Annotated in this window: 22 protein-coding genes and 1 tRNA gene; 13 read left to right on the top strand and 10 right to left on the bottom strand. The window is 66.2% G+C overall.

Features of this window, described 5'->3' with window-relative positions; translation table 11 throughout:
* Window positions 1-146 precede the first annotated feature (146 nt).
* From DPV79_RS30955 to DPV79_RS30925, 7 genes are all read left to right on the top strand, one after another.
* A complete protein-coding gene (locus DPV79_RS30955; RefSeq protein ID WP_113047253.1) occupies window positions 147-323 on the top strand; it encodes a hypothetical protein in 177 nt (58 codons plus the stop codon).
* Window positions 316-618, top strand: coding sequence for a hypothetical protein (locus tag DPV79_RS30950; RefSeq protein ID WP_113047275.1), 303 nt, complete (start codon window positions 316-318; stop codon window positions 616-618). The genes DPV79_RS30955 and DPV79_RS30950 overlap by 8 nt, the downstream gene beginning before the upstream one ends.
* Window positions 611-823, top strand: a complete 213-nt coding sequence (locus tag DPV79_RS30945; protein ID WP_025404682.1) for a hypothetical protein — start codon at window positions 611-613, stop codon at window positions 821-823. The genes DPV79_RS30950 and DPV79_RS30945 overlap by 8 nt, the downstream gene beginning before the upstream one ends.
* Window positions 816-1,163 carry a hypothetical protein gene (locus DPV79_RS30940; RefSeq protein ID WP_011545898.1) on the top strand — a complete coding sequence of 116 codons (348 nt, stop codon included), beginning with the start codon at window positions 816-818 and terminating at the stop codon, window positions 1,161-1,163. The genes DPV79_RS30945 and DPV79_RS30940 overlap by 8 nt, the downstream gene beginning before the upstream one ends.
* A 9-nt stretch (window positions 1,164-1,172) precedes the next feature.
* Window positions 1,173-1,499: a hypothetical protein gene (locus DPV79_RS30935; protein ID WP_060152677.1), complete on the top strand. Its 327-nt coding sequence runs from the start codon at window positions 1,173-1,175 to the stop codon at window positions 1,497-1,499.
* Between the two features lie 127 nt (window positions 1,500-1,626).
* Entirely contained in the window at window positions 1,627-4,488 is a 2,862-nt protein-coding gene (locus tag DPV79_RS30930) for a DUF927 domain-containing protein (protein ID WP_165843594.1), read from the top strand.
* 732 nt (window positions 4,489-5,220) lie between these two features.
* Window positions 5,221-5,874, top strand: coding sequence for a hypothetical protein (locus DPV79_RS30925; protein ID WP_113047251.1), 654 nt, complete (start codon window positions 5,221-5,223; stop codon window positions 5,872-5,874).
* A 126-nt stretch (window positions 5,875-6,000) separates the two neighbouring features.
* Here the strand turns inward: DPV79_RS30925 and DPV79_RS30920 are convergent, their stop codons facing one another.
* The 3 genes from DPV79_RS30920 to DPV79_RS30910 all read right to left on the bottom strand — a co-directional run bounded on the left by DPV79_RS30920 (window position 6,001) and on the right by DPV79_RS30910 (window position 7,786).
* Window positions 6,001-7,215: a tyrosine-type recombinase/integrase gene (locus DPV79_RS30920; RefSeq protein WP_113047250.1), complete on the bottom strand. Its 1,215-nt coding sequence runs from the start codon at window positions 7,213-7,215 to the stop codon at window positions 6,001-6,003.
* Between the two features lie 163 nt (window positions 7,216-7,378).
* Window positions 7,379-7,453: transfer RNA gene (locus DPV79_RS30915), tRNA-Arg, on the bottom strand.
* A 150-nt stretch (window positions 7,454-7,603) separates the two neighbouring features.
* Window positions 7,604-7,786: a rubredoxin gene (locus tag DPV79_RS30910; protein WP_006398668.1), complete on the bottom strand. Its 183-nt coding sequence runs from the start codon at window positions 7,784-7,786 to the stop codon at window positions 7,604-7,606.
* A gap of 200 nt (window positions 7,787-7,986) precedes the next feature.
* On the opposite strand from DPV79_RS30910, the gene DPV79_RS30905 reads away from it, so the two are divergent.
* The 5 genes from DPV79_RS30905 to DPV79_RS30880 all read left to right on the top strand — a co-directional run bounded on the left by DPV79_RS30905 (window position 7,987) and on the right by DPV79_RS30880 (window position 15,875).
* A complete protein-coding gene (locus DPV79_RS30905) occupies window positions 7,987-8,391 on the top strand; it encodes a DUF4399 domain-containing protein (protein ID WP_027786782.1) in 405 nt (134 codons plus the stop codon).
* A gap of 209 nt (window positions 8,392-8,600) precedes the next feature.
* Window positions 8,601-10,550, top strand: coding sequence for an ATP-binding cassette domain-containing protein (locus DPV79_RS30895; protein ID WP_048025384.1), 1,950 nt, complete (start codon window positions 8,601-8,603; stop codon window positions 10,548-10,550).
* 242 nt (window positions 10,551-10,792) lie between these two features.
* Entirely contained in the window at window positions 10,793-12,775 is a 1,983-nt protein-coding gene (gene parE / locus DPV79_RS30890; RefSeq protein WP_021158532.1) for a DNA topoisomerase IV subunit B, read from the top strand.
* 69 nt (window positions 12,776-12,844) lie between these two features.
* Window positions 12,845-15,166, top strand: coding sequence for a DNA topoisomerase IV subunit A (parC, locus tag DPV79_RS30885; protein ID WP_021158533.1), 2,322 nt, complete (start codon window positions 12,845-12,847; stop codon window positions 15,164-15,166).
* 250 nt (window positions 15,167-15,416) lie between these two features.
* A complete protein-coding gene (locus DPV79_RS30880; RefSeq protein WP_021158534.1) occupies window positions 15,417-15,875 on the top strand; it encodes a CopD family protein in 459 nt (152 codons plus the stop codon).
* A 49-nt stretch (window positions 15,876-15,924) separates the two neighbouring features.
* On the opposite strand, the gene DPV79_RS30875 is transcribed toward DPV79_RS30880, so the two are convergent.
* On the bottom strand, window positions 15,925-16,809 hold the full coding sequence (locus DPV79_RS30875; protein ID WP_021158535.1) for a LysR family transcriptional regulator: 885 nt from the start codon (window positions 16,807-16,809) through the stop codon (window positions 15,925-15,927).
* Window positions 16,810-16,922: 113 nt separating this feature from the next.
* Here DPV79_RS30875 and DPV79_RS30870 point away from each other — a divergent pair, with 113 nt between their 5' ends.
* On the top strand, window positions 16,923-17,369 hold the full coding sequence (locus tag DPV79_RS30870; protein ID WP_048025391.1) for a multidrug/biocide efflux PACE transporter: 447 nt from the start codon (window positions 16,923-16,925) through the stop codon (window positions 17,367-17,369).
* Window positions 17,370-17,417: 48 nt separating this feature from the next.
* On the opposite strand, the gene DPV79_RS30865 is transcribed toward DPV79_RS30870, so the two are convergent.
* The 6 genes from DPV79_RS30865 to DPV79_RS30835 form a co-directional block, all read right to left on the bottom strand.
* Window positions 17,418-18,626 (bottom strand): chromate transporter, encoded by a 1,209-nt coding sequence (locus DPV79_RS30865; protein WP_048025385.1) that lies wholly within the window; start codon window positions 18,624-18,626, stop codon window positions 17,418-17,420.
* A 196-nt stretch (window positions 18,627-18,822) separates the two neighbouring features.
* Entirely contained in the window at window positions 18,823-21,162 is a 2,340-nt protein-coding gene (locus tag DPV79_RS30860) for a bifunctional diguanylate cyclase/phosphodiesterase (protein WP_021158538.1), read from the bottom strand.
* A gap of 218 nt (window positions 21,163-21,380) precedes the next feature.
* A complete protein-coding gene (locus tag DPV79_RS30850; RefSeq protein ID WP_059688839.1) occupies window positions 21,381-22,262 on the bottom strand; it encodes a PhzF family phenazine biosynthesis protein in 882 nt (293 codons plus the stop codon).
* 13 nt (window positions 22,263-22,275) lie between these two features.
* The gene (locus DPV79_RS30845) at window positions 22,276-22,734 is read right to left on the bottom strand and encodes a RidA family protein (RefSeq protein ID WP_006478174.1); all 459 of its coding nucleotides are present in this window, start codon (window positions 22,732-22,734) and stop codon (window positions 22,276-22,278) included.
* 42 nt (window positions 22,735-22,776) lie between these two features.
* Window positions 22,777-23,958, bottom strand: a complete 1,182-nt coding sequence (locus DPV79_RS30840; RefSeq protein WP_021158541.1) for an aminotransferase-like domain-containing protein — start codon at window positions 23,956-23,958, stop codon at window positions 22,777-22,779.
* A gap of 152 nt (window positions 23,959-24,110) precedes the next feature.
* Window positions 24,111-25,019 (bottom strand): DMT family transporter, encoded by a 909-nt coding sequence (locus DPV79_RS30835; protein ID WP_021158543.1) that lies wholly within the window; start codon window positions 25,017-25,019, stop codon window positions 24,111-24,113.
* Window positions 25,020-25,052: the final 33 nt, after the last annotated feature.

Raw genomic sequence — 25,052 nt, 5'->3', positions numbered from 1 at the left:
CGCCTTCTATGGTCGGGCCTTGGTGGGGGTGCGTTCGCGCACGCCGGTTCCCTTGGACGCCGGTCTGTCAACCCTGCCATGTGCCCGGCCACCCCGATTGACAGCGGGGACCGGGTTCGTCAACCCGTCCAAGGAGGTCGCACCCAATGCGCCAGTTGCCGCACGCCCATACCGGGCAGCAATCCCACCTCATTCAATCCATCGTCCGTGCAGCCTTGCGCGACGCGGCAACCGCGAGCACGTATCAAGACGCGCTCGACGCAACCGGCGCGGCACTGGCAGCAATTGCTGCGCTCGTTCGTGCGGAGGTGCGTCATGGCTGAGCTGCGCTGCAAGATTGGCGATCTGGCGATCGTCACGCAATGCGATGCACGCTCGCGTATCGGCATGCTGGTTGAGGTGGCATCGGCTCGCCCGACGCCCGATCACGATTGGCGCGTGCGGATCTTGGGCGGCCCTGTCTCGGGGCGTAGCGTCTGCGGTCGCCGGTCTGGCGACTTCACGCACGCGGCAGTCTATGACTGGAATCTCACGCCGATTCGCGGCGAAGCGGAGCTGGATTGCGCGATCGACGTCGGACAGCTCCTCGCGTCGATTCTGGAGGTGCGCCATGTCTAAATACCGCCTGCCGAACGAAGTCACGATGATCGCCATGTGCGCGGCCCATCAGTTCGCCCAGCTCGAAGCCTTGTTCGATGCTGTCCGCTCACATCTTGCGGAGGGCACCTACGAGCGAGCGCTCGTCGACATGGGGCAAAGCGTCGCGAGCCGCTATTCGGCCGAAATGCGCCGTACTGCGCAGCCGGAGGCGTGCCATGACTGATCAGCGCATCCGAACCGCGGTTATCAATGGCTTCGATAATGCGCCGCCGCTCGATACCGGCGCTCCGATCGAGCTGCAATTCGCCGTCGACCTGGGCGCGATCTGCGCCGACGCATGGCTCGACCTGAAAGGCGACGTACGGCTGCACGACTACGCGGCGCATCAAGCCGCTGCGTTCGCACGCGGCATGGAATCCGCCATGCAGGACGCGGGCGACGTCGACGCGCACCGCGTGACGATCAGCCGTCAAGCGTTCGCGGCCGGCCTGATGGGGCGCGTGCAGCAGCATCTGTTCGCGGCGCTCGGCCTCGTCACGCGCGAACCGCGCACGACGCACTGAGGGGCGGTCATGGCAAAGACGAACAAGAATGCCGTACAACCGCTCGCGTCGGACTTCGTGGCCGAGGTGAATCGCCCCGATCACAACCGCATCGGCACCCGGATCAGCGATGCAATGGAGCTGCTGGACAGCCTGCATTGGGCGGCCGACAAGGCCATGTCCGACGATGACTACTGGCTTGTGCTGAGCCTGTTCCGCGCGTCACTGCCGTCGATCGGCGCAGCGCTGGAGGCGGCCAACGACGCCCTTGGCGAGTCGCGGCTCGGCCGCTACGTCTACAGCAACGACGTCACGGCCGGCGGGGCGGTTCTGTCGGTGCCTCGCGCGGCCGGCTAACGCTCCGCCGCTAGGCATCGTCGCATCATTCAATTCTTCGCGCGTCGGGTAGCTGCTTTTCCGATATGGACTACTAATCGGAAGCCGACCGACGCGCGTCCAGTGGGAACCTATGAGTAACGCACCCATGTCCGAATTCGAGCGGGCGAGAGTCGCGCTCGGCTATGTCCCGCCTGACGACCGCGACACGTGGAGTCAGGTGGGGATGGCGCTCAAGGCCGAGTTTGGCGAGGAGGGCTTCGCCCTCTGGAACGAATGGAGCCAAGGCGCGCAGAACTACAACGGCAAGGACGCGCGGGATGTGTGGAAGTCGTTCAAGGGCGGCAAGATCACCATCAACACGCTGTTTCACCTCGCCAAGCAAGGCGGCTTCGATCCGCGCGCGCATCGGGCGAAGCCGGTCGATCCAGTGGAGCGCGAGCGGCAGAAGGCCGAGCGCACGGCCCGCGAAGCGGCCGAGCTGGCCGAGCTGACCGAGAAACAGCAAACCGCGTCAGCGCTCGCCGAATCGATCTGGTCGGCGGCCGAGCCCGCGCCGGCCGATCACCCGTACCTCGTTCGCAAGCGCATTCCGGTCGACGCGCTGCGCGTCTATCGCGGCGGCTTGTGCATCGGCACGGCCGCATGCAACGGCGCACTCGTCATCCCGGCCCATGACGCGGACGGCAAGCTGTGGACGCTGGAGTTCGTCCTGACGGACGGCCAGAAACGCTATCTGCCGAACGGCCGCAAGGCGGGCTGCTTCTCGCTGATCGGCGGCCCGCTATCTTCCGCGCCGTCGACGGTGCTGATCGGCGAGGGTTACGCCACGTGCGCGACGCTCGCGGCCGCGACCGGCTATCCGGCCGCCGTCGCGTTCGACGCAGGCAACCTGCACGCGGTTGCGACGGCGCTGCGCGGCCAGTATCCGGACGCCAGCATCGTCGTGTGCGCCGACGACGACCACGCGACGAAGGGCAATCCGGGCGTGACGAAGGCTCGCGCGGCGGCCGAGGCCGTCGCCGGCATCGTCGCGGTGCCCGACTTCGGTCCGAATCGCCCAGCGGCCGGCACCGACTTCAACGACCTGGCTGTCCACCTCGGCCCGGATGCGGTGGCCGCCGCCGTGCGCGCCGCGCTCGCGCCGGCCGGCGCGGCGGATGCGGGCAAGCCCAAGGTCGCGCCAGCCGTCGCGAAGCCCGCCAAGCGCCCGAAAACGGCCCGCGCGCAGGACGGCAAGTCGCGGTTCGTCGTCGACGACAAGGGCGTGTGGTTTCACGGCTTCAACAATCAGGGCGACCCGCTTCCGCCGCATTGGGTCAGCACGCGGATCGACGTGATTGCCGAGACCCGGAACGAGATGAATAGCGAGTGGGGTTACCTGCTCGAATTCACGGACCGTGACGGCATCCTGAAACGATGGGCGGTGCCGGCCGGGTTGTTTGCCGGCGACGGCACGGAGCTGCGCCGCATGCTGCTCGATATGGGCGTGAAGCTCGGCGTGACGCAGATCGCCCGCACGCAGATCGCGAACTATGTGCAGATGGCGCAGCCGGACGAGCGCGTGCGTTGCGTGCCGCGCGTCGGCTGGCATCACGGCGCGTTCGTGCTGCCCGATCGCGTGATCGGGACCGGCAAAGAGGCATTGATCTATCAGGCCGATACGCCGATCCAGAGCCAGTTCAAGGAGCGCGGCACGCTGGACGACTGGCAACGCGAGGTCGCGGCCTACTGCGTCGGCAATAGCCGGCTGCTGTTCTGCGTCGCTACCGCCTTCGCTGGTCCGCTGCTGCACTTCTCCGGGCTCCAGTCGGGCGGGTTTCACCTGCTCGGCACGACGTCCAAGGGCAAGTCGACGGGCGGCGTCATCGCCGCGTCCGTGTTCGGCTCGCCCGATTACGTGCGGAGCTGGAAGGCGACCGACAACGCGCTCGAAGCCGTCGCCACGCAGCATAGCGATGCGCTGCTGATCCTTGATGAAATCGGGCAGGTCGAGCCGCGTCTGGTCGGCGATGTGATTTACATGCTCGCGAACGAGTCGGGCAAGGCCCGCGCGTCGCGTAGCGGCTCGGCCAAACCCGTGCTCACGTGGCGGCTGCTGTTCCTGTCGAACGGCGAAAAGAGCGTGTCCGCGCTGATGGCCGAAGGCAACAAGCCCATGAAAGGCGGTATCGAGGTGCGCTTGCCCGCGATCCCGGCCGAGGTCGGCGAAATGGGCGTTGTGGAGAAGCTGCACGGCTTCCCGACGCCGGCCGCGCTGATCGAGCATCTAGAGCGGCACGCCGGCATGCACTACGGCACGGCCGGCCCCGCGTTCATCGAGTGGGCATCGTCGCAGGCCGGCGAGCTGGCCGAGCATCTGCGTGTGCGCGTCGACGAGCTGGTCGGGCAATGGGTGCCGGACGGCTCGCATTCGCAGGTCGCGCGTGTCGCCAAGCGGTTCTGCCTCGTTGCGGTGGCCGGCGAGCTGGCGACGGCGCACGGCCTGACCGGCTGGCCGCAGGGCGAATCGGTGGAGGCCGCGCGTCGCTGCTTCGAAGGCTGGCTCGAACTGCGCGGCGGCACGGGCAATTCGGACGAAGCGGATGCGGTGCGGCAGGTGCTGCACTTCCTCGTCGCACACGGCGACAACCGTTTCGTGTGGATGAACCGGGCGCAGGACGATCATCGGCCAAACGCACCGCACCGCGCAGGCTGGAAACGACTCGTGAAACAGGACAAGAACAGCATCGCGATTGAGTCGAATCAAGCCTATTACGCGGAGTTCGGCGACAAGATGAGCGCCGAAGATGCGGAGTGCGTCGAGACGGAATATCTGATCGAGTCGACCGTGTTCCGTAAGGATGTGTGCGCCGGCTTCGATCACAAGATGGTCGCGAACGCGCTGATAAAGCGTGGTGTGCTGAGGCCCCGCACCGACGGCTATCCGTACCGACGTGAGCACATTCCGGGACATGGCCCGGCCATGGTCTACCGTGTGCTGCCGTCCATCTTCACGCTTGAGCTGTGAAATGCACCGCCGCCGTCCGGGAGGGCGGTGGCGGGCATTCCTTTGCGCGGCATTTTTGGCCTGCGCGTCAAAGTTACTTTGAGCGATCCGCTCCAGATGGAACCGGGCGGGCGGTTGCCGCGAATCTTGCCGTCACCGCAACAATCCGGGCTGGTTTATCTCCAGTATCTCCAGCGTTCTCCAAATCGCTTGGAGACACGCGAAGCCTTACCCCACAAGGCTTTGCGGCCGATTCAGGCGTTTATCTCCAAATCTCCAACTCGTTTTGCACTGAGCGGACAGGCGTCGACCAACTGTATCGACCGCGAAGCCAGACGGGGCACGGCTATCCGGGATTCGACGCGGGTCAATGACGTGTTTTCGAGGGGGTGTTCGCGACGCGCCCCGATCGGGCATTGTTGCGCCGGCCGCAAGTGTCGGGGTGGCCGGAAAGCGGGGGACCCTGCGTCTAGGGCAAAGACGCGGGGGCTCACACCCGCGTGTTTTTCCTACTCCCGGCGCGCCTAAGGGGGGTCATATTCATACCCAAATGCAGGGGTTCGACAGTGCGGTGGCAATTCCGAAAAATCGGTGGAGGATGCGTGGCAAGGGGGGCATAGCAATGCCGTAGGTCGACGCGGAACATCGCCCAAAGATCACGCTAGTCGAAATGTTCCGTTCTAGTGTTTTGTGCTGCTTGTGGGACCATCACTCGCCGCTGATAATCGCGTCGGCGGGTAGAGGAGAAACACTATGAAAGGTGGTTGGCAAGCCCCATTGGCCGTATTGGTCGTTGTGGTCTTCTTCGCGGCGTTCGGCGCCAAACCAATGCAAAGCGCGGCAGACATAGCGGCGTGGGTGCAGGGCGTCGGTTCACTACTCGCGATCATTGCGGCGATTGGCATTTATACCAAGCAATACAAGGATAAACAGGCCGACGACGCAAACGAAACGCGGGCGTTCGTGGAAGCGATTCGCGAAGAGGTTCAGGCGGCATGGGATGGCTATAACGCTGAGATACATCCAGCGCTATTGGCATTGCCTGACGGACAGCCGTTTAATGTTGTCTACCCTGTCTCGACTGAGACATTCCCCATATACCAAAACGGAGCGTCGATGGTGGGGAAGATAGACGATCCCGAATTGCGCCGCATCATTGTCAAGACCTACTCACTGGCCAGAGGCTTGATTTCGACTTTCCAGCTTAACAACTCACTGCTGGCTGAACACAAGCAGCTATCGCTTCTATATTTCCAGCCTAATCGGGATGCAGTCCTTGAGGCTCACGCTAGGGCCGTGTGTGACTACGCAGCTAAGTTGAAGGAGCGTGACCGGTGGATAACCGAGGTCGTAGGTGCGCTTTTCGTCCGCACGAATCAATGGTTGGCAACTCATCCCGCACACTAGCTGTGTGCTTGCCATCACGTGGATCGCGTTGCGCACCCGTGCATCCGTTTCTCTCGAAGACACGGGGCGCTTCGCTCGGCGAGAGTGGTCCGCACGTTGACAAGCGACGGGGATGGTCTCCGCTGGTTAACGCGCTGACACAATGCGGATGACTTCCGCACCTGCCTTGAGCTGGTCAAGGTGATCGCCCCATACCTGCATCATTCGCCTGCGTTCCGGTAGGTATTCAGCGTGAACGTAGGCGGCAGTCACCTGATTCCGTTCAGCGTGTGCCATCTGGCGCTCTACAACGTCCCGCCCGAAGCCGAGTTCACGCAGAGCAGTAGCCGCCAGCCCGCGAAACCCGTGCCCCGTCATTCGTGACTTGTAGCCCATGCGGTAGAGTGCGTAGAGCATGGTGTTGTTCGAAATGTGGCTCCGGCCTTGCACGCTATAGAACACGAATCGATGCTGGCCGTTGAGCGCGCGGAGCTGGACGAGCACGTCGAGCGCCTGTCGCGATAGAGGCACGATGTGCGGGTCGCGCATCTTCATGCGCTCTGGAGGCACGCGCCATTCTGCGGCGGCTTCGTCAAACTCCGACCATTCCGCACGGATCATTTCCGTCGTCCGCACGAAGGTCAGCGCCATCAGGCGGAGCGCGAGCCGGGTAACTAGGTCGCCTTGGTAGGCGTCAATGTCGCGCATGAGCTGCGGGATCTCCGTCGCCTTCACGCGTGCCATGTGCTGTACGCCCGGACCTTTCTTTAAGACCGTCTGCGCGTCGATGTCGGCCGCCGGATTCCTGGTGCATCGCCCGGTCATGATTCCGTACTGGAAGACTGCGCGCGAGCGTTGGAGGATTCGCTTCGCCGTCTCGCGCACCCCGCGTGCCTCGACCTCGCGAACGATGCTGAGCATCTGCGGCGAGTCGATCTCAGTGATCGGGCGAGGGCCGATCTTCGGGAACACGTCGACCTCAAGCGAATTCAGCACCTTCTCTGCGTAGCCGTCGCTCCAGCCTGGGCGCTGGGAGTCGAACCACTCGCGGGCTACCGCTTCGAATGAGTTGGCCGCCGCGATCTCGGCGGCCCGTCTTGCGTCCTTCTTCGCCTCGCCCGGATCGATGCCGGCCGCGATCTGCTCGCGGGCATCGTCACGCTTCTTCCGTGCCGTCGCAAGCGTCACGGCCGGGTAGACGCCGAGGGCGAGCGTCTTCTGCTTGCCAAGGAAGCGGTAGGACAAGCGCCAATACTTCGCGCCGTTCGGTTGGACGAGCAAGAACATCCCGTTGCCGTCCGTGAGTTTGTACGGTGCGGCGCTGGCCTTTGCGTTCCGTACCTGTATGTCAGTGAGAGGCATTGTTGGTATCTGTGTTGTTGGTATCTGCTGATACCAACAAAAATACCAACACTTTCTCCGGCTGTCACTGAGCAACGTTGGGTAACGATGGGCGCGAGAAGGCCGCCAGACGGGCTTGAGCGGGCGATTTCTTGTGAATCTTGGGGGAGGTTTGGGGCATGACTGGTCCCCCCGACAGGAATCGAACCTGTATCTAGCGCTTAGGAGGCGCTTGTTCTATCCATTGAACTACGGGGAGCGCCATGTCCGGGTGCTCGCACAAAAAACGCGAACCGGACGGCAGTGTGGACAGCGCGCAGAGTATAGCAAACGCGCGGCGCGTCGGCGGGGCGGAATGCACGCCGACGCGCGCGATCGCGCAATCAGCCGCGATCAGAACATCGTCGAATCAGAAATCGACGACAACAAAATCTTCCTTGCCCACGTCGCACAGCGGGCAGCGCCAGTCGGCGGGAATGTCGGCGAAACGGGTGCCGGGTGCGATGCCTTCGTCGGGCAGCCCTTCCGCTTCGTTGTAGACCCACCCGCAAATCAGGCAGACCCAGCTCTGGTATTCGGTTACTTCGCTCATGTGGCGCTCGGTAAAAATGGAAATCCGGTGATGCCGTCCGCGGCCTGGCCGGCGGACGAAAGGCGCAATGGTACCGGAATTTCGCCGAACGGCTCCGCAACGTCGTTTTAAACGTACGCATCGCGAACAACGCAACCGGAACACGCATGCCGTACGTGCGGTGTATGCTTCCCGGGCTGTCCAACCATAAGGAGAATGCGATGCTGAACAAAAAGTGGATCGCGAGTGCGGTATGCGTGGCGGCGATGGCCGTGTCGACGGTCGCGCGGGCCGAGGCGCGCGTGTTTTTCGAAGCGCCGAGAGACGGCGCGACGGTGTCGAATCCGGTGCTCGTGAAGTTCGGGCTCGAAGGGATGGCGCTTCGGCCCGCCGGCGACATGACGCCGGATACCGGCCATCATCACCTGCTGATCGACGGCCGGCCGATTCCGAAGGGCGACGTGATTCCCGCAGGCGAGCGTTCGCTGCACTTCGGCAAGGCGCAGACCGAAACCGAGCTCAGGCTGCCGCCCGGCCAGCACACGCTGACGCTGCAGTTTGGCGACGGCGCGCACCGCTCGTACGGCCCCGAAATGAGCTCGACGATCTCCGTGAACGTCAAGTAAGCACGCATATCCGCGAGGGCGGCCGGGCCGTCCTCGTGACGGAGTGAGCCCGCGCCTGCGGGCGCGGGTGCCCGCCGCACGCGAGGCACTCGACCTCCGGCAACCGGCCCGCGCGAGCGGTCCTGCACCTTATCCGTCCGGCCATACCGGTGCCGGCGCCCGCGACCGGTACAATGGGCGCTTCCGATTTCTCTCTTCGCCGTCTCCCCATGTCGCTCTATTCCATTACCGGCGCGCAGCTCGCGTTCGGTCACGTCGCGTTGCTCGATCACGCGGATTTCTCGCTGGAAGCCGGCGAGCGCGTCGGCCTGATCGGCCGCAACGGCGCGGGCAAGTCGTCGCTGCTGAAGATCGTCGCCGGGCTCGCGAAGCCCGACGACGGGCTGGTCACGCGCCAGCAGGAGCTCGTGACCGTCTATGTGCCGCAGGAGCCCGAGTTCGAGCCGGGTGCGACGGTGTTCGATGCGGTCGCGTCGGGGCTCGCGCACACGCGTGAAGTGCTCGAAGAATACGATTCGATCGCGCACCGCCTCGCGGATACGCCCGAAGGCGCCGAACACGATGCGTTGCTCGCGCGAATGAACGCGCTGCAGTCGTCGCTCGACGCGCACGACGCGTGGAACTGGCGCACGCGCGTGTCGATGACGCTCGCGCAGATCGGCCTGGCGGACGTCGACGCGCGCGTCGACGCGCTGTCGGGCGGGATGCAGAAGCGGGTCGCGCTGGCGCGCGCGCTGGTGCTGCAGCCTGACGTGCTGCTGCTCGACGAACCGACCAACCACCTCGACTTCGACGGCATCCGCTGGCTGGAGGAGCTGCTCGTCGCGCAGCGCGCGGGCCTGCTGTTCATCACGCACGATCGCGCGTTCCTCGACCGCGTCGCGACGCGCATCGTCGATCTCGACCGCGGCCGGCTGTTGTCGTACCCGGGCAATTTCTCGGCGTACCAGACGCGCAAGGCGCAGCAGCTCGAAGTCGAGCGCGTGGAAAACGAGAAGTTCGACAAGCTGCTCGCGCAGGAGGAAGTGTGGATCCGCAAGGGGGTCGAAGCGCGCCGCACGCGCAGCGTCGGCCGCATCGCGCGGCTCGTGCAGATGCGCAACGAGCGCGCGGAGCGCCGCAATTCGCAGGGCAACGTGAAGCTCGACGTCGCGCAGGGCGAGAAGTCCGGCAAGATCGTCGCGGAGCTGACCGACGTGACGAAGCGCTACGGCGGCCGCACGGTCGTCGATCGCTTCTCGACGACGGTGATGCGCGGCGACAAGATCGGCTTCATCGGCCCGAACGGCGCCGGCAAGACGACGCTGCTCAAGCTGATTCTCGGCGAACTGAAGCCCGACGAAGGCACGGTGCGCACCGGCACGAACCTGCAGGTCGCGTATTTCGACCAGATGCGCGCGCAGCTCGACCAGGAAAAGAGCCTCGCGGATACCATCAGCCCCGGCAGCGAATGGGTCGAGATCGGCGGCGTGCGCAAGCACGTGATGAGCTATCTCGGTGATTTCCTGTTCGCGCCGGAGCGCGCGCGTTCGCCGGTGAAGTCGCTGTCGGGCGGTGAGCGCAACCGGCTGCTGCTTGCACGCCTGTTCGCGCGTCCGGCCAACGTGCTGGTGCTCGACGAACCGACCAACGACCTCGACATCCCGACGCTCGAACTGCTCGAGGAGCTGCTGGCCGACTACGACGGCACGGTGCTGCTCGTCAGCCACGATCGCGCGTTCCTCGACAACGTCGTGACGTCGGTGATCGCGTCCGAGGGCGACGGCAAGTGGCGTGAATATGTCGGCGGCTTCACCGACTGGCAGATCCAGAGCGCGCGCGCGGATCAGCTCGCGCAGCAGGAAGCCGCGAAGCGTGCGGTGAAGGAAGCGGCGCCCGTCAAGGACGAGCCGGCAAAAAGCGCCGCGGGCCGCAATGCGCAGCGCACGGTGAAGCTGTCGTTCAACGAGCAGCGCGAGCTCGATTCGCTGCCGGAGAAGATCGCCGCGCTCGAGGAGGAGCAGAGGACGATCAATGCCCGGCTCGAAGACGGTTCGATCTTCGCGAAGGATCCGCAGGAAGGCACGCGCCTGACCGAGCGGTTCGCGGCGATCGACGACGAATTGCTCGCGGCGCTCGAACGGTGGGAAACGCTCGAGGCGAAGCGCAAGCCGGCGTAATCCGCATGACGCGTCGCGCGGCCGGCGGCCGCCGCGCGCGATTGCGCGATTGGCGTGCCACGCGGAACCAGTAAAATACCGCGCGTCCCGGGCAGCGCAGCCAACGCCGCGCGCCCGCTTTCGGAGCAGTCCAAGCACACCGTTGTTTCGATTCGCTTTTTTACGGAACTCAACGTTTTGTCCACGACGTTATCCACACGAGGTGTGGACAACGTCCCGATGAATGACGAAATTCAGCGCCTATGTCAACGAAGAAACCCAGCGCGGCCTATAGCGAAGCATCGATCAAGGTGCTCAAGGGTCTCGAGCCGGTCAAGCAGCGCCCCGGCATGTACACCCGTACCGAGAATCCGCTGCACATCATCCAGGAAGTCATCGACAACGCGTCCGACGAGGCGCTCGGCGGCTACGGCAAGCAGATCACGGTCACGCTGCACGCCGACCAGTCGGTCTCGGTCGAGGACGACGGCCGCGGCATCCCGTTCGGCATGCACCCGGAAGAGGGGGTGCCGGTCGTCGAGATCGTATTCACGCGCCTGCACGCAGGCGGCAAGTTCGACAAGGCCGCAGGCGGCGCCTATACGTTCTCGGGCGGCCTGCACGGTGTCGGCGTGTCGGTGACGAACGCGCTCGCGACGCGCCTCGACGTCACCGTCTGGCGCGACGGCAAGATCGCGGAACTCGGCTTCGCCGAAGGCGATGTGGTGAAGCCGCTCACGACGCAGGGCGCGGGCCGCGGCGAAAAGAAGTCCGGCACGCGCGTGCAGGTGTGGCCGAATCCGAAGTACTTCGATTCGCCGAACCTGCCGCTCGGCGAGCTGCAGCGCCTGCTGCGCTCGAAGGCCGTGCTGCTGCCGGGCGTCGAGGTCGTGCTCGTCAACGAAAAGAGCGGCGAGCGCCAGACGTGGAAATATGAAGACGGCCTGCGCGGCTACCTGCTCGACGAAATGAACGGCAGCGAGTTGCTGATCCCGTTGTTCGAAGGCGAGCGTTTCGCCGATTCGCGTTCGGGCGACGATACCTTCGCCGAAGGCGAGGGCGCATCGTGGGTCGTCGCCTGGAGCGAGGAAGGTTCGCTCGTGCGCGAGTCGTACGTGAACCTGATCCCGACGCCGGCCGGCGGCACGCATGAATCCGGCCTGCGCGACGGTCTCTACCAGGCGGTGAAAAGCTTCGTCGAACTGCACAACCTGCAGCCGAAGGGCGTGAAGCTGCTCGCGGAAGACGTCTTCGCGCGCGTGTCGTTCGTGCTGTCGGCGAAGGTGCTCGATCCGCAGTTCCAGGGGCAGATCAAGGAACGCCTGAACAGCCGCGACGCGGTGAAGCTCGTGTCGTCGTTCTCGCGTCCGGCGCTGGAGCTGTGGCTGAACCAGCACGTCGAGCACGGCAAGAAGCTCGCCGAACTCGTGATCAAGCAGGCCCAGGCGCGCACGCGCGCGGGCCAGAAGGTCGAGAAGCGCAAGAGCTCGGGCGTCGCGGTGCTGCCCGGCAAGCTGACCGACTGCGAGACCGAGGACATTACGCGCAACGAGCTGTTCCTCGTCGAGGGCGACTCGGCGGGCGGTTCCGCGAAGATGGGCCGCGACAAGGAATACCAGGCGATCCTGCCGCTGCGCGGCAAGGTGCTGAATACCTGGGAAACCGAGCGCGACCGCCTGTTCGCGAACAACGAGGTGCACGACATCTCGGTGGCGATCGGCGTCGATCCGCACAGCCCCGATGAAAGCGTCGACCTGTCGAACCTGCGCTACGGCAAGATCTGCATCCTGTCGGACGCGGACGTCGACGGCTCGCACATCCAGGTGCTGCTGCTCACGCTGTTCTTCAAGCATTTTCCGCAACTGATCGAGCGCGGCCACGTGTGCGTCGCGCGGCCGCCGCTGTTCCGCGTCGATGCGCCGGCGCGCGGCAAGAAGGCGGCGCAGAAGCTCTATGCGCTCGACGAGGGGGAACTGGAAGCGATTCTCGACAAGCTCCGCAAGGACGGCGTGCGCGAGACGCAATGGAGCATCAGCCGCTTCAAGGGGCTCGGCGAAATGAGCGCCGAGCAGCTGTGGGATACCACGATGAACCCCGACACGCGCCGCCTGATGCCGGTGAAGCTCGGCGAACTCGACTACGAGGCGACCGTCGCGCGCATGACGATGCTGATGGGCAAGGGCGAGGCAGCCGCGCGGCGCGGCTGGCTCGAGGAAAAGGGCAACGACGTCGAAGCGGACATTTAAGCCGGGAATCCGCGCGGCCGGGCATGACGCCCGGCCCGGCCTCACGCCACTTACGAATACGGAATTCAGATGGACGACAACACCTCCGATCTCTTTGCCGACTCCGGCGCGCCGGAGAGCGATGCGCTGACGCTCGGCAACTACGCGGAGCAGGCGTATCTCAGCTATGCGGTCAGCGTCGTGAAGAGCCGCGCGCTGCCCGACGTGTGCGACGGCCAGAAGCCGGTGCAGCGCCGGATCCTGTTCGCGATGAACGAAATGGGCCTCGGCCCGGACGCGAAGCCGGTGAAGTCGGCGCGCGTCGTGGGCGACGTGCTCGGTAAATACCACCCGCACGGCGACCAGTCGGCGTACGACGCGCTCGTGCGTCTCGCGCAGGATTTCTCGCTGCGCTACCCGCTGATCGACGGGCAGGGCAACTTCGGCTCGCGCGACGGCGACGGCGCGGCGGCGATGCGATACACCGAAGCGCGGCTCACGCCGATCTCGAAGCTGCTGCTCGACGAGATCGACCAGGGCACGGTCGACTTCATGCCGAACTACGACGGCTCGTTCGAGGAGCCGAAGACGCTGCCGAGCCGCATGCCGTTCGTGCTGCTGAACGGCGCGTCGGGTATCGCGGTCGGCCTCGCCACCGAAATCCCGTCGCACAACCTGCGCGAGGTCGCGGCGGCGGCGGTCGCGTTGATCCGCAATCCGAAGCTCTCGCACGCGGAGCTGATGAACCTGATCCCCGGCCCGGATTTCCCGGGCGGCGGCCAGATCATCTCGAGCGACACGGAAATCGCGGCGGCCTATGAAACCGGCCGTGGCAGCCTGAAGGTGCGCGCGCGCTGGAAGATCGAGGATCTCGCGCGCGGCCAGTGGCAACTGGTCGTCACCGAGCTGCCGCCGAACACGTCGGGCCAGAAGGTGCTCGAGGAAATCGAGGAGCTGACGAACCCGAAGCTCAAGCTCGGCAAGAAGACGCTCACGCCCGAGCAGCTCAACACGAAGAAAGCGATGCTCGACCTGCTCGACGCGGTGCGTGACGAGTCGGGCAAGGAAGCGGCGGTGCGGCTCGTGTTCGAGCCGAAGTCGCGCACGATCGACCAGACGGAATTCGTGAACACGCTGCTCGCATACACGAGCCTCGAGTCGAACGCGACGCTGAACCTGGTGATGATCGGCGCCGATGGCCGGCCGGGCCAGAAGGGCCTGCTGACGATCCTCGACGAATGGGTGAAGTTCCGCCAGCTGACGATGACGCGCCGTTGCCGCCATCGTCTCGCGAAGGTCGACGACCGCATCCACATCCTCGAAGGGCGGATGATCGTCTTCCTGAACATCGACGAGGTGATCCGCATCATCCGCGAGTCGGACGAGCCGAAGGCCGCGCTGATGAGCGCGTTCGGCCTCAGCGAACGGCAGGCGGAAGACATTCTCGAAATCCGGCTGCGCCAGCTCGCGCGGCTCGAGAAGATCAAGATCGAGAAGGAACTCGAAGCGCTGCGCGACGAGAAGGCGAAGCTCGAGGAGCTGCTCGCGAACGAAAACGCGATGAAGCGGCTGATGATCAAGGAGATCGAGGCCGACGCGAAGCAGTACGGCGACGATCGCCGCACGCTGATCCAGCAGGAAAAGCGCGCGACGTTCGAGGCGAAGGTGGTCGACGAACCGGTGACGGTGGTCGTGTCGCAGAAGGGCTGGGTGCGCGCGCTGAAGGGCCACGGGCTCGACCCGGCCGGTTTCACGTTCAAGGCCGGCGACCATCTGTACGCGGCGTTCCAGTGCCGCACGCCGGACCGCCTGATCGCGTGGGGCAGCAGCGGCCGCGTGTACTCGGTCGACGTGTCGGTGCTGCCGGGCGGGCGTGGTGACGGCGTGCCGGTCACGTCGCTGATCGAGCTCGAATCGGGCTCGCACCTGATGCACTACTACGCGGCGCCGGCCGACCAGCAACTGCTGCTCGCGTCGAGCAACGGATTCGGCTTCCTCGCGAAGGTCGGCGACATGGTGAGCCGCGTGAAGGCCGGCAAGTCGTTCATGACCATCGATGCGGGCGCGGTGCCGCTCGCGCCGATGCCGGTGCTGCCGAACGCGACGCAGGTCGCGTGCCTGTCGAGCGGCGGCCGCCTGCTGGTGTTCGGGATGGACGAGATGAAGACGCTGTCGGGCGGCGGTCGCGGCGTGATCCTGATGGCGCTCGACGACAAGGAAACGCTCGTTCAGGCGCTCGCGATCGATCCGGCCGGCGTCGTGCTGATCGGTACCGGCCGCGGCGGCAAGGCGCAGGACGAGACGCTGTCGTATGCGGGGCTGGCGCCGCACGTCGGCAAGCGCGCACGCAAGGGCCGCGCACCGGAGACGAAGCTCAAGGTCGTCAACGAGTTGCGTCCGCTGCTCGGCTGACGCGACGCGCGATCGATCGGCCGGTTCGGCCGTGATCGAAGGCCGCACCTCCGCTTCGGCGGGCGTGCGGCCTGTTCTTTTTGAGCGGGGATTCGGGTAAGCAAGCGTGGCGCTGTCACGCGGAACTTGCAAAATAGTGTGAAATCGCGCCTGGGGTCTGAACCGGGCGGCGACAATCCGGTCGAACGTCGCTCGATGCCGCGTGCGACGCGGCCGTTCGCCGTACCCCACTCCTCACAGGATTGCCGTCATGTCCCATGCTGTCTCCGTCGCGCTGTTTCTTCATCTGCTGGCCGTCGCCGTGTGGGTGGGCGGGATGGTCTTCGCCAACTTCTGCCTGCGTCCGGCGCTGTCCGACCTGTCGCCGCAGCTTCGGTTGCCGCTGATCGAAGGCGTGTTCGGCCGCTTCTTCAACTGGGTGTCGGGTGCCGTGATCGTGATCCTGCTGTCCGGCGGCTTCCTGCTCGTGGAATTCGGCGGCGCGCACGCAACGTGGTCGCTGCATGCAATGGCCGGGCTCGGCGTCGTGATGATGCTGATCTTCGGGCATATCCGGTTCGCGCTGTTCCCGCGCATCCGTCGTGCGGTGCAGGCACAGAAGTGGCCGGACGGCGCGCGCGCGGTGAATACGGTGCGCCTGCTCGTCCTCGTGAACCTCGTGCTCGGCGTCGTGACGATCGGCGCGGCGGTGTTGTCGCGCGGCTTCTGACCTGCCGGTGCCGGCCGGCATGCGGCCGCCGGCGCATCGGCCTGCGTCGCTACGCGGCCAGCATCGCATCGAGCAGCCATGAGCCGACCGGGCCGAGCGGCCGGTTGCGCGACCAGACCGCATCGACTCGCACGCGGCGCGGCCAGCCGCGCGCACGCAGTTCGCACAGGCGATCGCGCGCGAAGTGGTCGACCATCCAGCGCGGCAGCTCGGCCCAGCCGAACCCCTGCACGGCCATCTCCAGCAGCATCAGGTAGCTCGGTGCCAGCCAGTGGTGCGTGCCGACGACGATCCGGTCGCCGGTGCCGCGGCCTTCCGTTTTCACATAGGTATTGAGGCGCAGTTCGCGCACGTCGCGCAGCGCGGCGTGCGGCACGTCGGCGTCGCCGTATTCGGCGAGCGCGTGCATGCGGCCGACGAACAGCCCGATCTCCGATTCCTCCGCGATCGTCGCCGCGCCGATGTCGGCCGGGTAGGCCGCGCGCGCGGCCATCAGCCCGAGCTGCGCGCGTCCTTGCTGGATCAGGTCGAGCACGTCGTCGTGCTCGGCGATCTGGCATTCGAACTCGAGCGCGGGAAAGCGCCGCTCGAGCGCCGTCAACGTTTCCTCGTAGCGCTTCGACTGGTACGTATCGGACACGACGAGCGTCAGCCGCGCTTCCTCGCCGCGCGCGAGCCGCGCGGCCGTGCGGTCGATTGCCGCGCCGGCCTCGAGTGCGCGCTGCACCTGCGGTAGCAGTGCCCGCCCGGCGTCGGTCAGCGTCGGCGCGCGCGTCGAGCGGTCGAACAACTGCACGCCGAGATCGATCTCGAGGTTCGCGATCGCCTCCGACACGGTCGACTGGCGCTTGCCGAGCTTGCGCGCGGCGGCGGTGAACGAGCCGAGCAGCGCGGCTTCGGCGAATGCGAGCAGGGCTTCGGGGGCGTGGCGCATGCGGCGCTCCTGATGGCGTTATATCGGTAAAACCGATGATATCAAACTGGATTCATACGGTTGTGCCGATCAAAATGGCGGCCATCAACGAAGCGGACGAATCGGAGGGAATCATGAAACAGGTCAACAAAACGGTGACGGAACGGTTGCTGCATGCACTGACGTTCGAACTGGTCGCGATCGCGCTGTGCGCGCCGCTCGGCGCGTGGCTGCTCGACATGCCGGTGTCGCACGTCGGTGTGCTGACGGTGATGGTGTCGCTGATCGCGATGGCGTGGAACATGGCGTTCAATACGCTGTTCGACCGCATCGAGCGACGCGCGGGGCTGTCGCGCACGCTCGGCATGCGGATCGCGCATGCGGCCTTGTTCGAGCTCGGCCTCGTCGTACTGGTGGTGCCGGTCGCCGCGTGGTGGCTGAACGTGAGCCTCGTCGAGGCGCTGCTGCTCGACCTCGGTATCGTGCTGTTCTTCCTGCCTTACACGTTCGGCTTCAACCTTGCGTACGACGCGCTGCGCGCCCGCTGGATGGCACGCCGGGTCGCGGTGCAGGCAGGGTGAGGGCGGGCGAATGCCGGTCGAGGCCGACGGAGCGGCGGCTGCCGCCCGTCAGCGCGCGGCGGCCCACAGCCACACGCCGCACGCAACCGCGACCGTGCCGTACACGGCATAGACGGGCACCTTGAAGCGCGCGAAGCAAAGCGTCGCGAAGGCGCCCGTCAGCCAGTAAACGGGGTCGGCCGGTTCGCGGTGCAGGATCCTCACGACGGCGACGACGAGAAAACCCGTGGTCGCCGCGCGCAGCAGGCGCATCCCGTGCTCGAAACGCGAATGGCGCTTGAGCCGGGACAGATGGTTCTGCGCAAACACGACGAGGCAGCCCGACGGAATGAACAGCGCGGCCGTCGCGAGCAGCGCGCCCACCCAGCCGTCGGTCAGGTAGCCGAGAAACGGTACGACGTTCAGCAGCGGCCCGGGCGCGACGGGCGACAGCGCGAACGCAAGCGTGAAGTCGTGATCGGAGATGCCCGTTGCCGGCGTGACGAACAGCGTCTTGAGCACGGGCAGCGCGGAAAAGCCGCCGCCGAACAGCGTCATGCCGGCGCCGGCGAGGCGCGGCCACAGCAGCGTCGCCTGGTAATCGCCGGGCAGCGGCACCGCGAACAGCGTGACGAGCACGCCAAGCAGCACGAGCAGGTTGCGGTCGCGGGCCGACAGCGTGAAATCGACCGCGTCGCGCTGCGGCGGCCCGGTCAGCCAGCCCGCCGCGAACGCGGCGAAAAGAATCCCGACGAAAGCGGCCGGATTATGCGCGAAAGCAAGCAGAATCGTCGACAGCGCGGCGATCAGCTGTTCGCGCCGTGTGCGCGCGAGCGAGCGCAGCTGCTTGACCCAGGTGACGCCGATCAGCGCGGCGAGCACCATCCCGAAGTGATTGATCAGCATCGGCGCCGCCAGCGAGCGCACGAACGGCGTGCGATAGAAGATCGCGAACAGCGTCATCAGGATGGAGAAGGGCAGCACGCTCGCGATGCCGGCAACCCATGCGCCGACGCGGCCATGCAGTATCTGGCCGACCTGTATCGCCACGTTGCAGCCGACGGGGCCCGGCACGAGCCAGGCCAGCGCGACGAGATCGCCGAATACGTGAGGCTCGATGCGCCGCAGCCGCTCCACGTAGTGGCGTTCGAGCTGCGCCATCATGGAAAGCCCGCCCCACGAGACCGCCGAAATGCTGGCAACGACCTTGAACAGGTCCCACAGGGAAGCCTGTGCCTGTTCGACATCAGCGGTCGCTTCGATTTCGACGGTTGTCATCTTGGTGGTGTGGGCTCGGGGCCCGATCTCTCGCGTATGGCCATGCCGGCGGCCCGCCGACACGTTGCCCCTCCCGATTGTCCGCCGCGTATCGTGACACGGCCATGAGCGAAAACGCTAGTTCATGAACTAAACAATTGGATCGGAAAACGAAACGATGACGGTGCACGCAACGCCCGCCACGGCTACGGTGCGCTTACGCGCCCGTGCTGCCCGTCGCGCGGTGTGCGATCACGTTCGGTGAATCGCTGCGCACGCCGAAGCGTGCGATCAGCGCGGGAATCGCGTCGGCCGGCACCGGCCGCGAGAACAGGAAGCCCTGCGCCTCGATTTCGCCGAGTGCGGACAGCCACGTGATCTGCTCCTCGGTTTCCGTGCCCTCGACGACGACGGTCAGCCCGAGCGAGCGCGCGAGATGCACGATCGACGACACCATCACGCACACGCTGCGATCGTTCGGGATCGCCTGCACGAACGAGCGGTCGACCTTCAGCGTGTCGACGGAGAAGCGGTGCAGGTACGACAGCGACGAATAGCCGGTGCCGAAATCGTCGAGTGCGATCCGGATGCCGAGTTTCTTCAGTGCGACGATCTTCTCGGACACGAGCTCCGGATATTCCATCATCGCGGTTTCGGTGATCTCGATTTCGAGCCGGTTCGCGTCGATGCCGGTTTCCTGCAGCGTGCTCGAGATCGTCTCGATCAGGTCGCCGCGCCAGAACTGCACCGGCGAGATGTTGACCGCGAGCGTCAGCGTATCGTGGCCCTCGTCGCGCCAGCGCGCGATCTGCTCGCACGCGGTGCGGATCACGAAGTCGCCGATCGGCACGATCAGGCCGGTCGATTCGGCAATCGAAATGAATTCGTTCGCGGAGATGATCCCGTGCTCGGGGTGATCCCAGCGCGCGAGCGCCTCGAAGCCGGTGATGTGGCGGTGCGTGAGGTCGATCTTCGGCTGGTACGCGAGGAACAGCTGCCCCTCGGCGAGCGCGACGCGGAGTTGCTGTTCCCAGCGCATCAGGTGGTCGGCGCGGTGCGACAGGTGCGGCGCGTAGAACTGGTAGCAGTTCTTGCCGGCGTCCTTCGCGCTGTACATCGCGAGATCGGCCTTCTTCAGCAGGTCGATCTCGCTTTCGTTCGCGACCGTGTGCAGCGCGATGCCGATGCTCGCGTGCAGCACGAACGAGCTGCCGCGCACGTCGAACGGTTCGCTGAACATCCGGATGATCGCTTCCGCGAGCCGCACCGCGCGCCGCTCGACGTCGTCGCCCTTCATCACGACGACGAACTCGTCGCCGCCGATCCGCGCGAGCGAGCCTTCGTCGCCGACCGCATCGGCCAGGCGCGACGCGGTCATCTGCAGCACGATGTCGCCGGCGTTGTGGCCGAGCGTGTCGTTGACGGTCTTGAAGTTGTCGAGGTCGATGAACAGCAGCCCGAGCCGCGACAGGCTCGTCGGCATCGACACGTCGTTGCGCAGCCCGCGCAGCGTCGCATAGCGGTTCGCGAGGCCGGTGAGCAGGTCGTATTCGGCGAGCTGCGTCATTTCCCGCTCGCGGCCGAGCAGCTTGCCGATCAGCCCCGTCGCGACGCCGAAGAACGCGAGCATCGCGAGCGTGATGAAGCTCGTCATCAGCAGGTAGACGTTGCGCGTGTGGTAGTAGTCCGCGTACTCCTCGGTCTGCGACAGCCCGACCATCACCGCGAGCGGGTAGCCGTCGAGGTGGCGGTACGACACGATGCGCGTCACGCCATCGATCGGGTCGATGATCGTGCCCGTCACGCGCTCGGCGATCGGGTAGACGCCCGACGCCGAAAACGCGCCCGGCGCGTTGCTGACCGAGCCCGTGCGCCGCGCGAGCACGCCGCCCGTATCGGACACGACCGCGATCACGCCTTCCTTGCCGATCGCCGCGTTGTTGTAGAAGTCGTTCGTGAAGTAGCTCGGGTCTTCCGACACGACGACGATGCCCGCGAAGCTGCCGTCCGGGTTGTTCAGGCGGCGTGTCATCTGCAGCGTCCAGTGGCTCGATACGCGGCCGAGCACGGGCTTGCTGATGAAGAGGCGGTCGTCGTTGTGCGCGAGGTGGACCTTGAAGTGCTCGCGGTCGGACAGGTTGATCGGCTGCGGATGCAGCTCGGCCGTGTTCGCGAACAGGATGCCCTTCGCGTTGACGAGCGATACCTGGATCAGCGTGTCGCTCGGCACGACGCCTTTCTCGACGGCGCTCGCGAGGTTGAAGCGCGCGGGGGACTTCTCGAATTCGAACTTGACGAAGCGGGTGATCTGGTCGACCTGGTGGATCGCCTTGACCGTATGCTGCTCGAGCGCGGAGGACAGGATCGCCGCGGAAGCCGCCGCCTCCTTGTATGCGCTGTCCTTTTCCACCGAGAGACGCGCGATGATCACGGCCCACAGCAGCGCAAGCGCCAGCATCCCGAGCAGCGGGATCGCAAACAGCGCCCGCCGGCGCGATTTGCGCGGCGCGCGAAGCGGCCGGGTCGGCGGCGTGTGGTTGGGCCGGGCGGAACTCATCGAAGAGGGTGGCGTCCTGCGCGCGTGCGCCATCCGTCAGGATGGCTGGCTATGGTTCGGGTTGTCCCGACGTCTGTTCGTTCGCGGGACACGCAACCATGGACAGACCTCCGAAACAACGGATTAGGCCCGATATTACTGGCTGGAACGTTTTTGCGATAGTTGGGCGAAGCGTAGGGGGCGCCGGGCGGGCCGGCGCCATCGCACATCGCGAAATGTCACACGGGTGACAGGAAGGTGCCGTCGACGACCGTGACGACATGGCCGCCGATCCAGGTGGTGCCGTCTTCGGCATAGCTGACGAAGATGCGGCCGTCGCGGCCGATCGCCGTACCCTGGCGGGCCGTATACGACGGGCCGGGGCGGCGCTCCTGCCGTGTCAGCAGCCCGGCCAGCGCGGCGTTTGCGCTGCCGGTGACGGGGTCCTCGCCGAAGCCGAAGTTGCCGCCCGTCATCAGGCAGCGGATTTCGAACGTCGCGGGGCCGCCTTCGGCGTGCGGGGCGTAGACGGCGAGGCCGTCCATGCCGTAACGGTGCGTGAGCGCCTCCAGCGCGGCCGGATCGGGCGACAGGCCGATGCACGCGTCGGCCGACTTCAGCCGCACGACCAGCCACGGAGCGCCGTTGTCGACCGCGCACGGCTCGGCTTCCAGGTCGATCGCGTCGCTGCGCAGCGCGGCCGCCAGCGCCGCGTAGTCCGAACGGTCGAGCGGCGTGACGCGGGCCGGCGGCGCGGCGAACGCCCAGCCGTCGGCCTGCTCGCGCAGCGCAACCAGGCCGACCCCGCACTGCTGGATCAGCCGGCCCGGCGTACGCGGCCGCGCGCCGCTTTCGAGGAACGCATGCGCGGTGCCGAGCGTCGGGTGGCCGGCGAATGGCAGTTCACCGGCCGTCGTGAAGATCCGGACGCGGTAGTCGGCTTCCGGATCGGTCGGCGTGCAGACGAACGTGGTTTCCGACAGGTTCGTCCAGCGGGCGATCTCGAGCATGGCGTCGTCGCCGAGCGAATCGGCGTCGAACACCACGGCGAGCGCGTTGCCCTTGAACGGCACCGACGTGAACACGTCGACCTGCTTGAAGCGGACGAGACGGCCGGGCACTGTGTTGCGCCCGTTACGCAACTTCGGCGATCAGCTCGATCTCGACGCACGCGCCGAGCGGGATCTGCGCGACGCCGAAAGCCGAGCGTGCGTGCTTGCCCGCGTCGCCGAACACTTCGGCGATCAGTTCCGACGCGCCGTTCGTCACGACGTGCTGTTCGGTGAAGTCGAGCGTCGAGTTGACGAGGCTCATCAGCTTGACGATGCGCGTGACCTTGTTCAGGTCGCCGGTGTGCGCGTGCAGCGTCGCGAGCAGGTCGATCGCGATCGAGCGCGCGGCCGCCTTGCCGTCTTCCGTCTGAAGATCCGCGCCGAGCTTGCCGGCCCAGACCTTGCCGTCCTTCTTCGCGATGTGGCCCGACAGGTAGACCGTATTGCCGCTTTGCGCGCTCATCACGTAGGCGGCGGCCGGTGCGCCGGCGGTCGGGAGCTCGATGCCGAGCGACTTCAGCTTGTCGTAGACGTTAGCCATGGATTCGATTCCTCGTAGAGAGTCGTGACAGGAAAAAGGGGATCAGAGGCGCTCGCGCAGCAGCTTGCCGAGGCGAGCGACGCCTTCCTCGATCTTCTCGGGCGGCACCGTCACGAACGACAGGCGCAGCGTGTTCTGCTGCGCGTTGTCCGCGAAGAACGGCGCGCCCGGCACGAAGGCGACGTGGTTGTCGACGGCCGCGGCGAGCAGCTTCATGCTGTCGATCTGCGCGGGCAGGTTCACCCAGATGAACATCCCGCCTTCCGGCCGGTTCCACGTGACGCCTTCCGGCATGTGGCGCTCGAGCGAGCCGAGCATCGCGTCGCACTGCGCGCTGTACAGTTCGCGGATCGTCGGGATGTGCTCGTCGAGGAAACCGTCCTTGATCACTTCGTGCGCGATGCGCTGCGTGAGCGTCGGCGTGTGCAGGTCGGTGGCCTGCTTGGCCTGCACGAGCTTGAAGTGGAGTTCCTCGGGCGCAATGATGTAGCCGATCCGCAGGCCCGGCGCGAGCACCTTCGAGAACGTGCCGAGGTGCACGATATGATCGGGCGCCATCGACAGCATCGTCGGCAGCGGCTCGCCGCGGTAGTTCAGCGCGCCGTACGGATCGTCTTCCAGCACCGGGAACGGGCTCGACTGCGCGAACGCGGCGAGCGCGCGGCGGCGCTCGACGGGCAGGCGGCGGCCGGTCGGGTTCTGGAAGTTCGGCTGCGCGTACAGCAGGCGCGCGCCTTGCGTGAGCTCCGGCGTGAGGCCTTCCGGCAGCAGGCCCTGCTCGTCGGTCGGCACCTGCACGTAGCGCGGCTCGTACAGCGAGAACGACTGCAGTGCGCCGAGGTAGGTCGGGGTTTCGACGAGGATCGGGCTGCCCGGATCGACGAGCGCCTTGCCGAGCAGGTCGAGCGCCTGCTGCGAGCCGGTCGTGATCAGCACCTGCGACACGCGCACGCTGTAGCGCTCGGCGATCCATTCGCGCAGCGGCAGGTAGCCTTCGGTCGCGCTGTACTGGAGCGCGGCGGCCGGCGCGTCGCGCAGCACGCGATCGGCGGCGGCGCGCATGCGTTCGGCCGGGAACGTCGCGGGGGCGGGCAGGCCGCCGGCGAACGAGATGACCTCGGGGCGTTCCGTGACCTTCAGGATTTCGCGGATCGCAGAGCTCGTCAGCTTGCGGGCGCGTTCGGAAAGCTGCCAGTGCGGCGGATGCAGGTCGCTCGGATTCATAGTCTCCTCGTTCGGATATCGTGGTCAGTCAAGAAAGGTCGTTCGGGCAAATCGCTTCGACGCTGCCGGGTGGGTATGCGCGAGCGCGATCGAGCCTTCGCGGCCGGGTGGGCAAAACCGATCAGGCAAAACGTCCATTATGGCGCACCTGTTCAGCCGGCGCGAGCCGGTTGCGCGGCCGTGGCGACTGCCGAGCGGCGCCCGAGCACCACGGTGGCGATCACCGCGGCCGCGAACAGCCACGTGGACGACGTGACCGTTTCGCCGAACAGCAGCGCGGAAAAGGCGATCGTGAAGAAAATCTGCAGCAGTTGCACCTGGCCCACGCGCGCGATGCCGCCCATCGCGAGCCCCGCGTACCACGCGAAAAAGCCGATGAATTGCGAAAAGAGGGTCACGTAGCCGAAGGCGAGCCACGTGCGCAGGGCGAGCGGGCCCGGATGCGCGGCATGCTGCATCCATGCGAGCCAGCCGACCGGCAGCACGAGGAACGGCGCGGACACGACGAGCGCCCAGCAGATCACCTGCCAGCCGCCGATCTGGCGCGCGAGGCGCGCGCCTTCCGCATAGCCGAGCGCGCCGATGCCGACCGCGACGAGCATCAGCGCGTCGCCGGCCTGCACTGTGCCGCCGCCGTCGCGCAGCGCGAACGCGATCACGAGTGCGCTGCCGGCCACTGCGCTGGCCCAGAACGCCTTCGACGGCCGCTCGTGCGACAGCCATGCCGCGTACAGCGCGACGAACAGCGGCTGGAGGCCGTTGACCACCGCGCCGTGCGACGCCGGTACCGATTTCATCGCCCATGCGGAGAACACCGGATACGCGATGATCACGCCCGCCGACGTGATCGCGAGGCTTTTCAGTTGCGCGCGGGTCGGCAGCGGCTCGCGGCGCCACCACAGCAGCAGGCCGGCCGGTACCGCGGCGGCGAGCGCGCGGCCGAGCCCGTTGAGCAGCGGATGGAGTTCGGAGACGACGATCCGCGTCATCGGCAGCGTCAGGCTGAAGATCATGACGCCGATGAGGCCGAGCAGCATGCCTCGGGTTTCGCGCGAATTCATGGGATGGGTGTCTCCGTATTGTCGGTATTGGGG

The organism is Burkholderia reimsis, from assembly GCF_003294055.1.
Classification (GTDB): domain Bacteria; phylum Pseudomonadota; class Gammaproteobacteria; order Burkholderiales; family Burkholderiaceae; genus Burkholderia; species Burkholderia cepacia.
Note: the sequence above shows the minus strand (reverse complement) of the source record. Positions and strands in the feature narration are given on the sequence as shown.

Coding starts and splice junctions, on each gene's coding strand:
- DPV79_RS30955 (WP_113047253.1), top strand. CDS start 147: ATGCGCCAGTTGCCGCACGCCCATACCGGGCAGCAATCCCACCTCATT.
- DPV79_RS30950 (WP_113047275.1), top strand. CDS start 316: ATGGCTGAGCTGCGCTGCAAGATTGGCGATCTGGCGATCGTCACGCAA.
- DPV79_RS30945 (WP_025404682.1), top strand. CDS start 611: ATGTCTAAATACCGCCTGCCGAACGAAGTCACGATGATCGCCATGTGC.
- DPV79_RS30940 (WP_011545898.1), top strand. CDS start 816: ATGACTGATCAGCGCATCCGAACCGCGGTTATCAATGGCTTCGATAAT.
- DPV79_RS30935 (WP_060152677.1), top strand. CDS start 1,173: ATGGCAAAGACGAACAAGAATGCCGTACAACCGCTCGCGTCGGACTTC.
- DPV79_RS30930 (WP_165843594.1), top strand. CDS start 1,627: ATGTCCGAATTCGAGCGGGCGAGAGTCGCGCTCGGCTATGTCCCGCCT.
- DPV79_RS30925 (WP_113047251.1), top strand. CDS start 5,221: ATGAAAGGTGGTTGGCAAGCCCCATTGGCCGTATTGGTCGTTGTGGTC.
- DPV79_RS30920 (WP_113047250.1), bottom strand. CDS start 7,215: ATGCCTCTCACTGACATACAGGTACGGAACGCAAAGGCCAGCGCCGCA.
- DPV79_RS30910 (WP_006398668.1), bottom strand. CDS start 7,786: ATGAGCGAAGTAACCGAATACCAGAGCTGGGTCTGCCTGATTTGCGGG.
- DPV79_RS30905 (WP_027786782.1), top strand. CDS start 7,987: ATGCTGAACAAAAAGTGGATCGCGAGTGCGGTATGCGTGGCGGCGATG.
- DPV79_RS30895 (WP_048025384.1), top strand. CDS start 8,601: ATGTCGCTCTATTCCATTACCGGCGCGCAGCTCGCGTTCGGTCACGTC.
- parE (WP_021158532.1), top strand. CDS start 10,793: ATGTCAACGAAGAAACCCAGCGCGGCCTATAGCGAAGCATCGATCAAG.
- parC (WP_021158533.1), top strand. CDS start 12,845: ATGGACGACAACACCTCCGATCTCTTTGCCGACTCCGGCGCGCCGGAG.
- DPV79_RS30880 (WP_021158534.1), top strand. CDS start 15,417: ATGTCCCATGCTGTCTCCGTCGCGCTGTTTCTTCATCTGCTGGCCGTC.
- DPV79_RS30875 (WP_021158535.1), bottom strand. CDS start 16,809: ATGCGCCACGCCCCCGAAGCCCTGCTCGCATTCGCCGAAGCCGCGCTG.
- DPV79_RS30870 (WP_048025391.1), top strand. CDS start 16,923: ATGAAACAGGTCAACAAAACGGTGACGGAACGGTTGCTGCATGCACTG.
- DPV79_RS30865 (WP_048025385.1), bottom strand. CDS start 18,626: ATGACAACCGTCGAAATCGAAGCGACCGCTGATGTCGAACAGGCACAG.
- DPV79_RS30860 (WP_021158538.1), bottom strand. CDS start 21,162: ATGAGTTCCGCCCGGCCCAACCACACGCCGCCGACCCGGCCGCTTCGC.
- DPV79_RS30845 (WP_006478174.1), bottom strand. CDS start 22,734: ATGGCTAACGTCTACGACAAGCTGAAGTCGCTCGGCATCGAGCTCCCG.
- DPV79_RS30840 (WP_021158541.1), bottom strand. CDS start 23,958: ATGAATCCGAGCGACCTGCATCCGCCGCACTGGCAGCTTTCCGAACGC.
- DPV79_RS30835 (WP_021158543.1), bottom strand. CDS start 25,019: ATGAATTCGCGCGAAACCCGAGGCATGCTGCTCGGCCTCATCGGCGTC.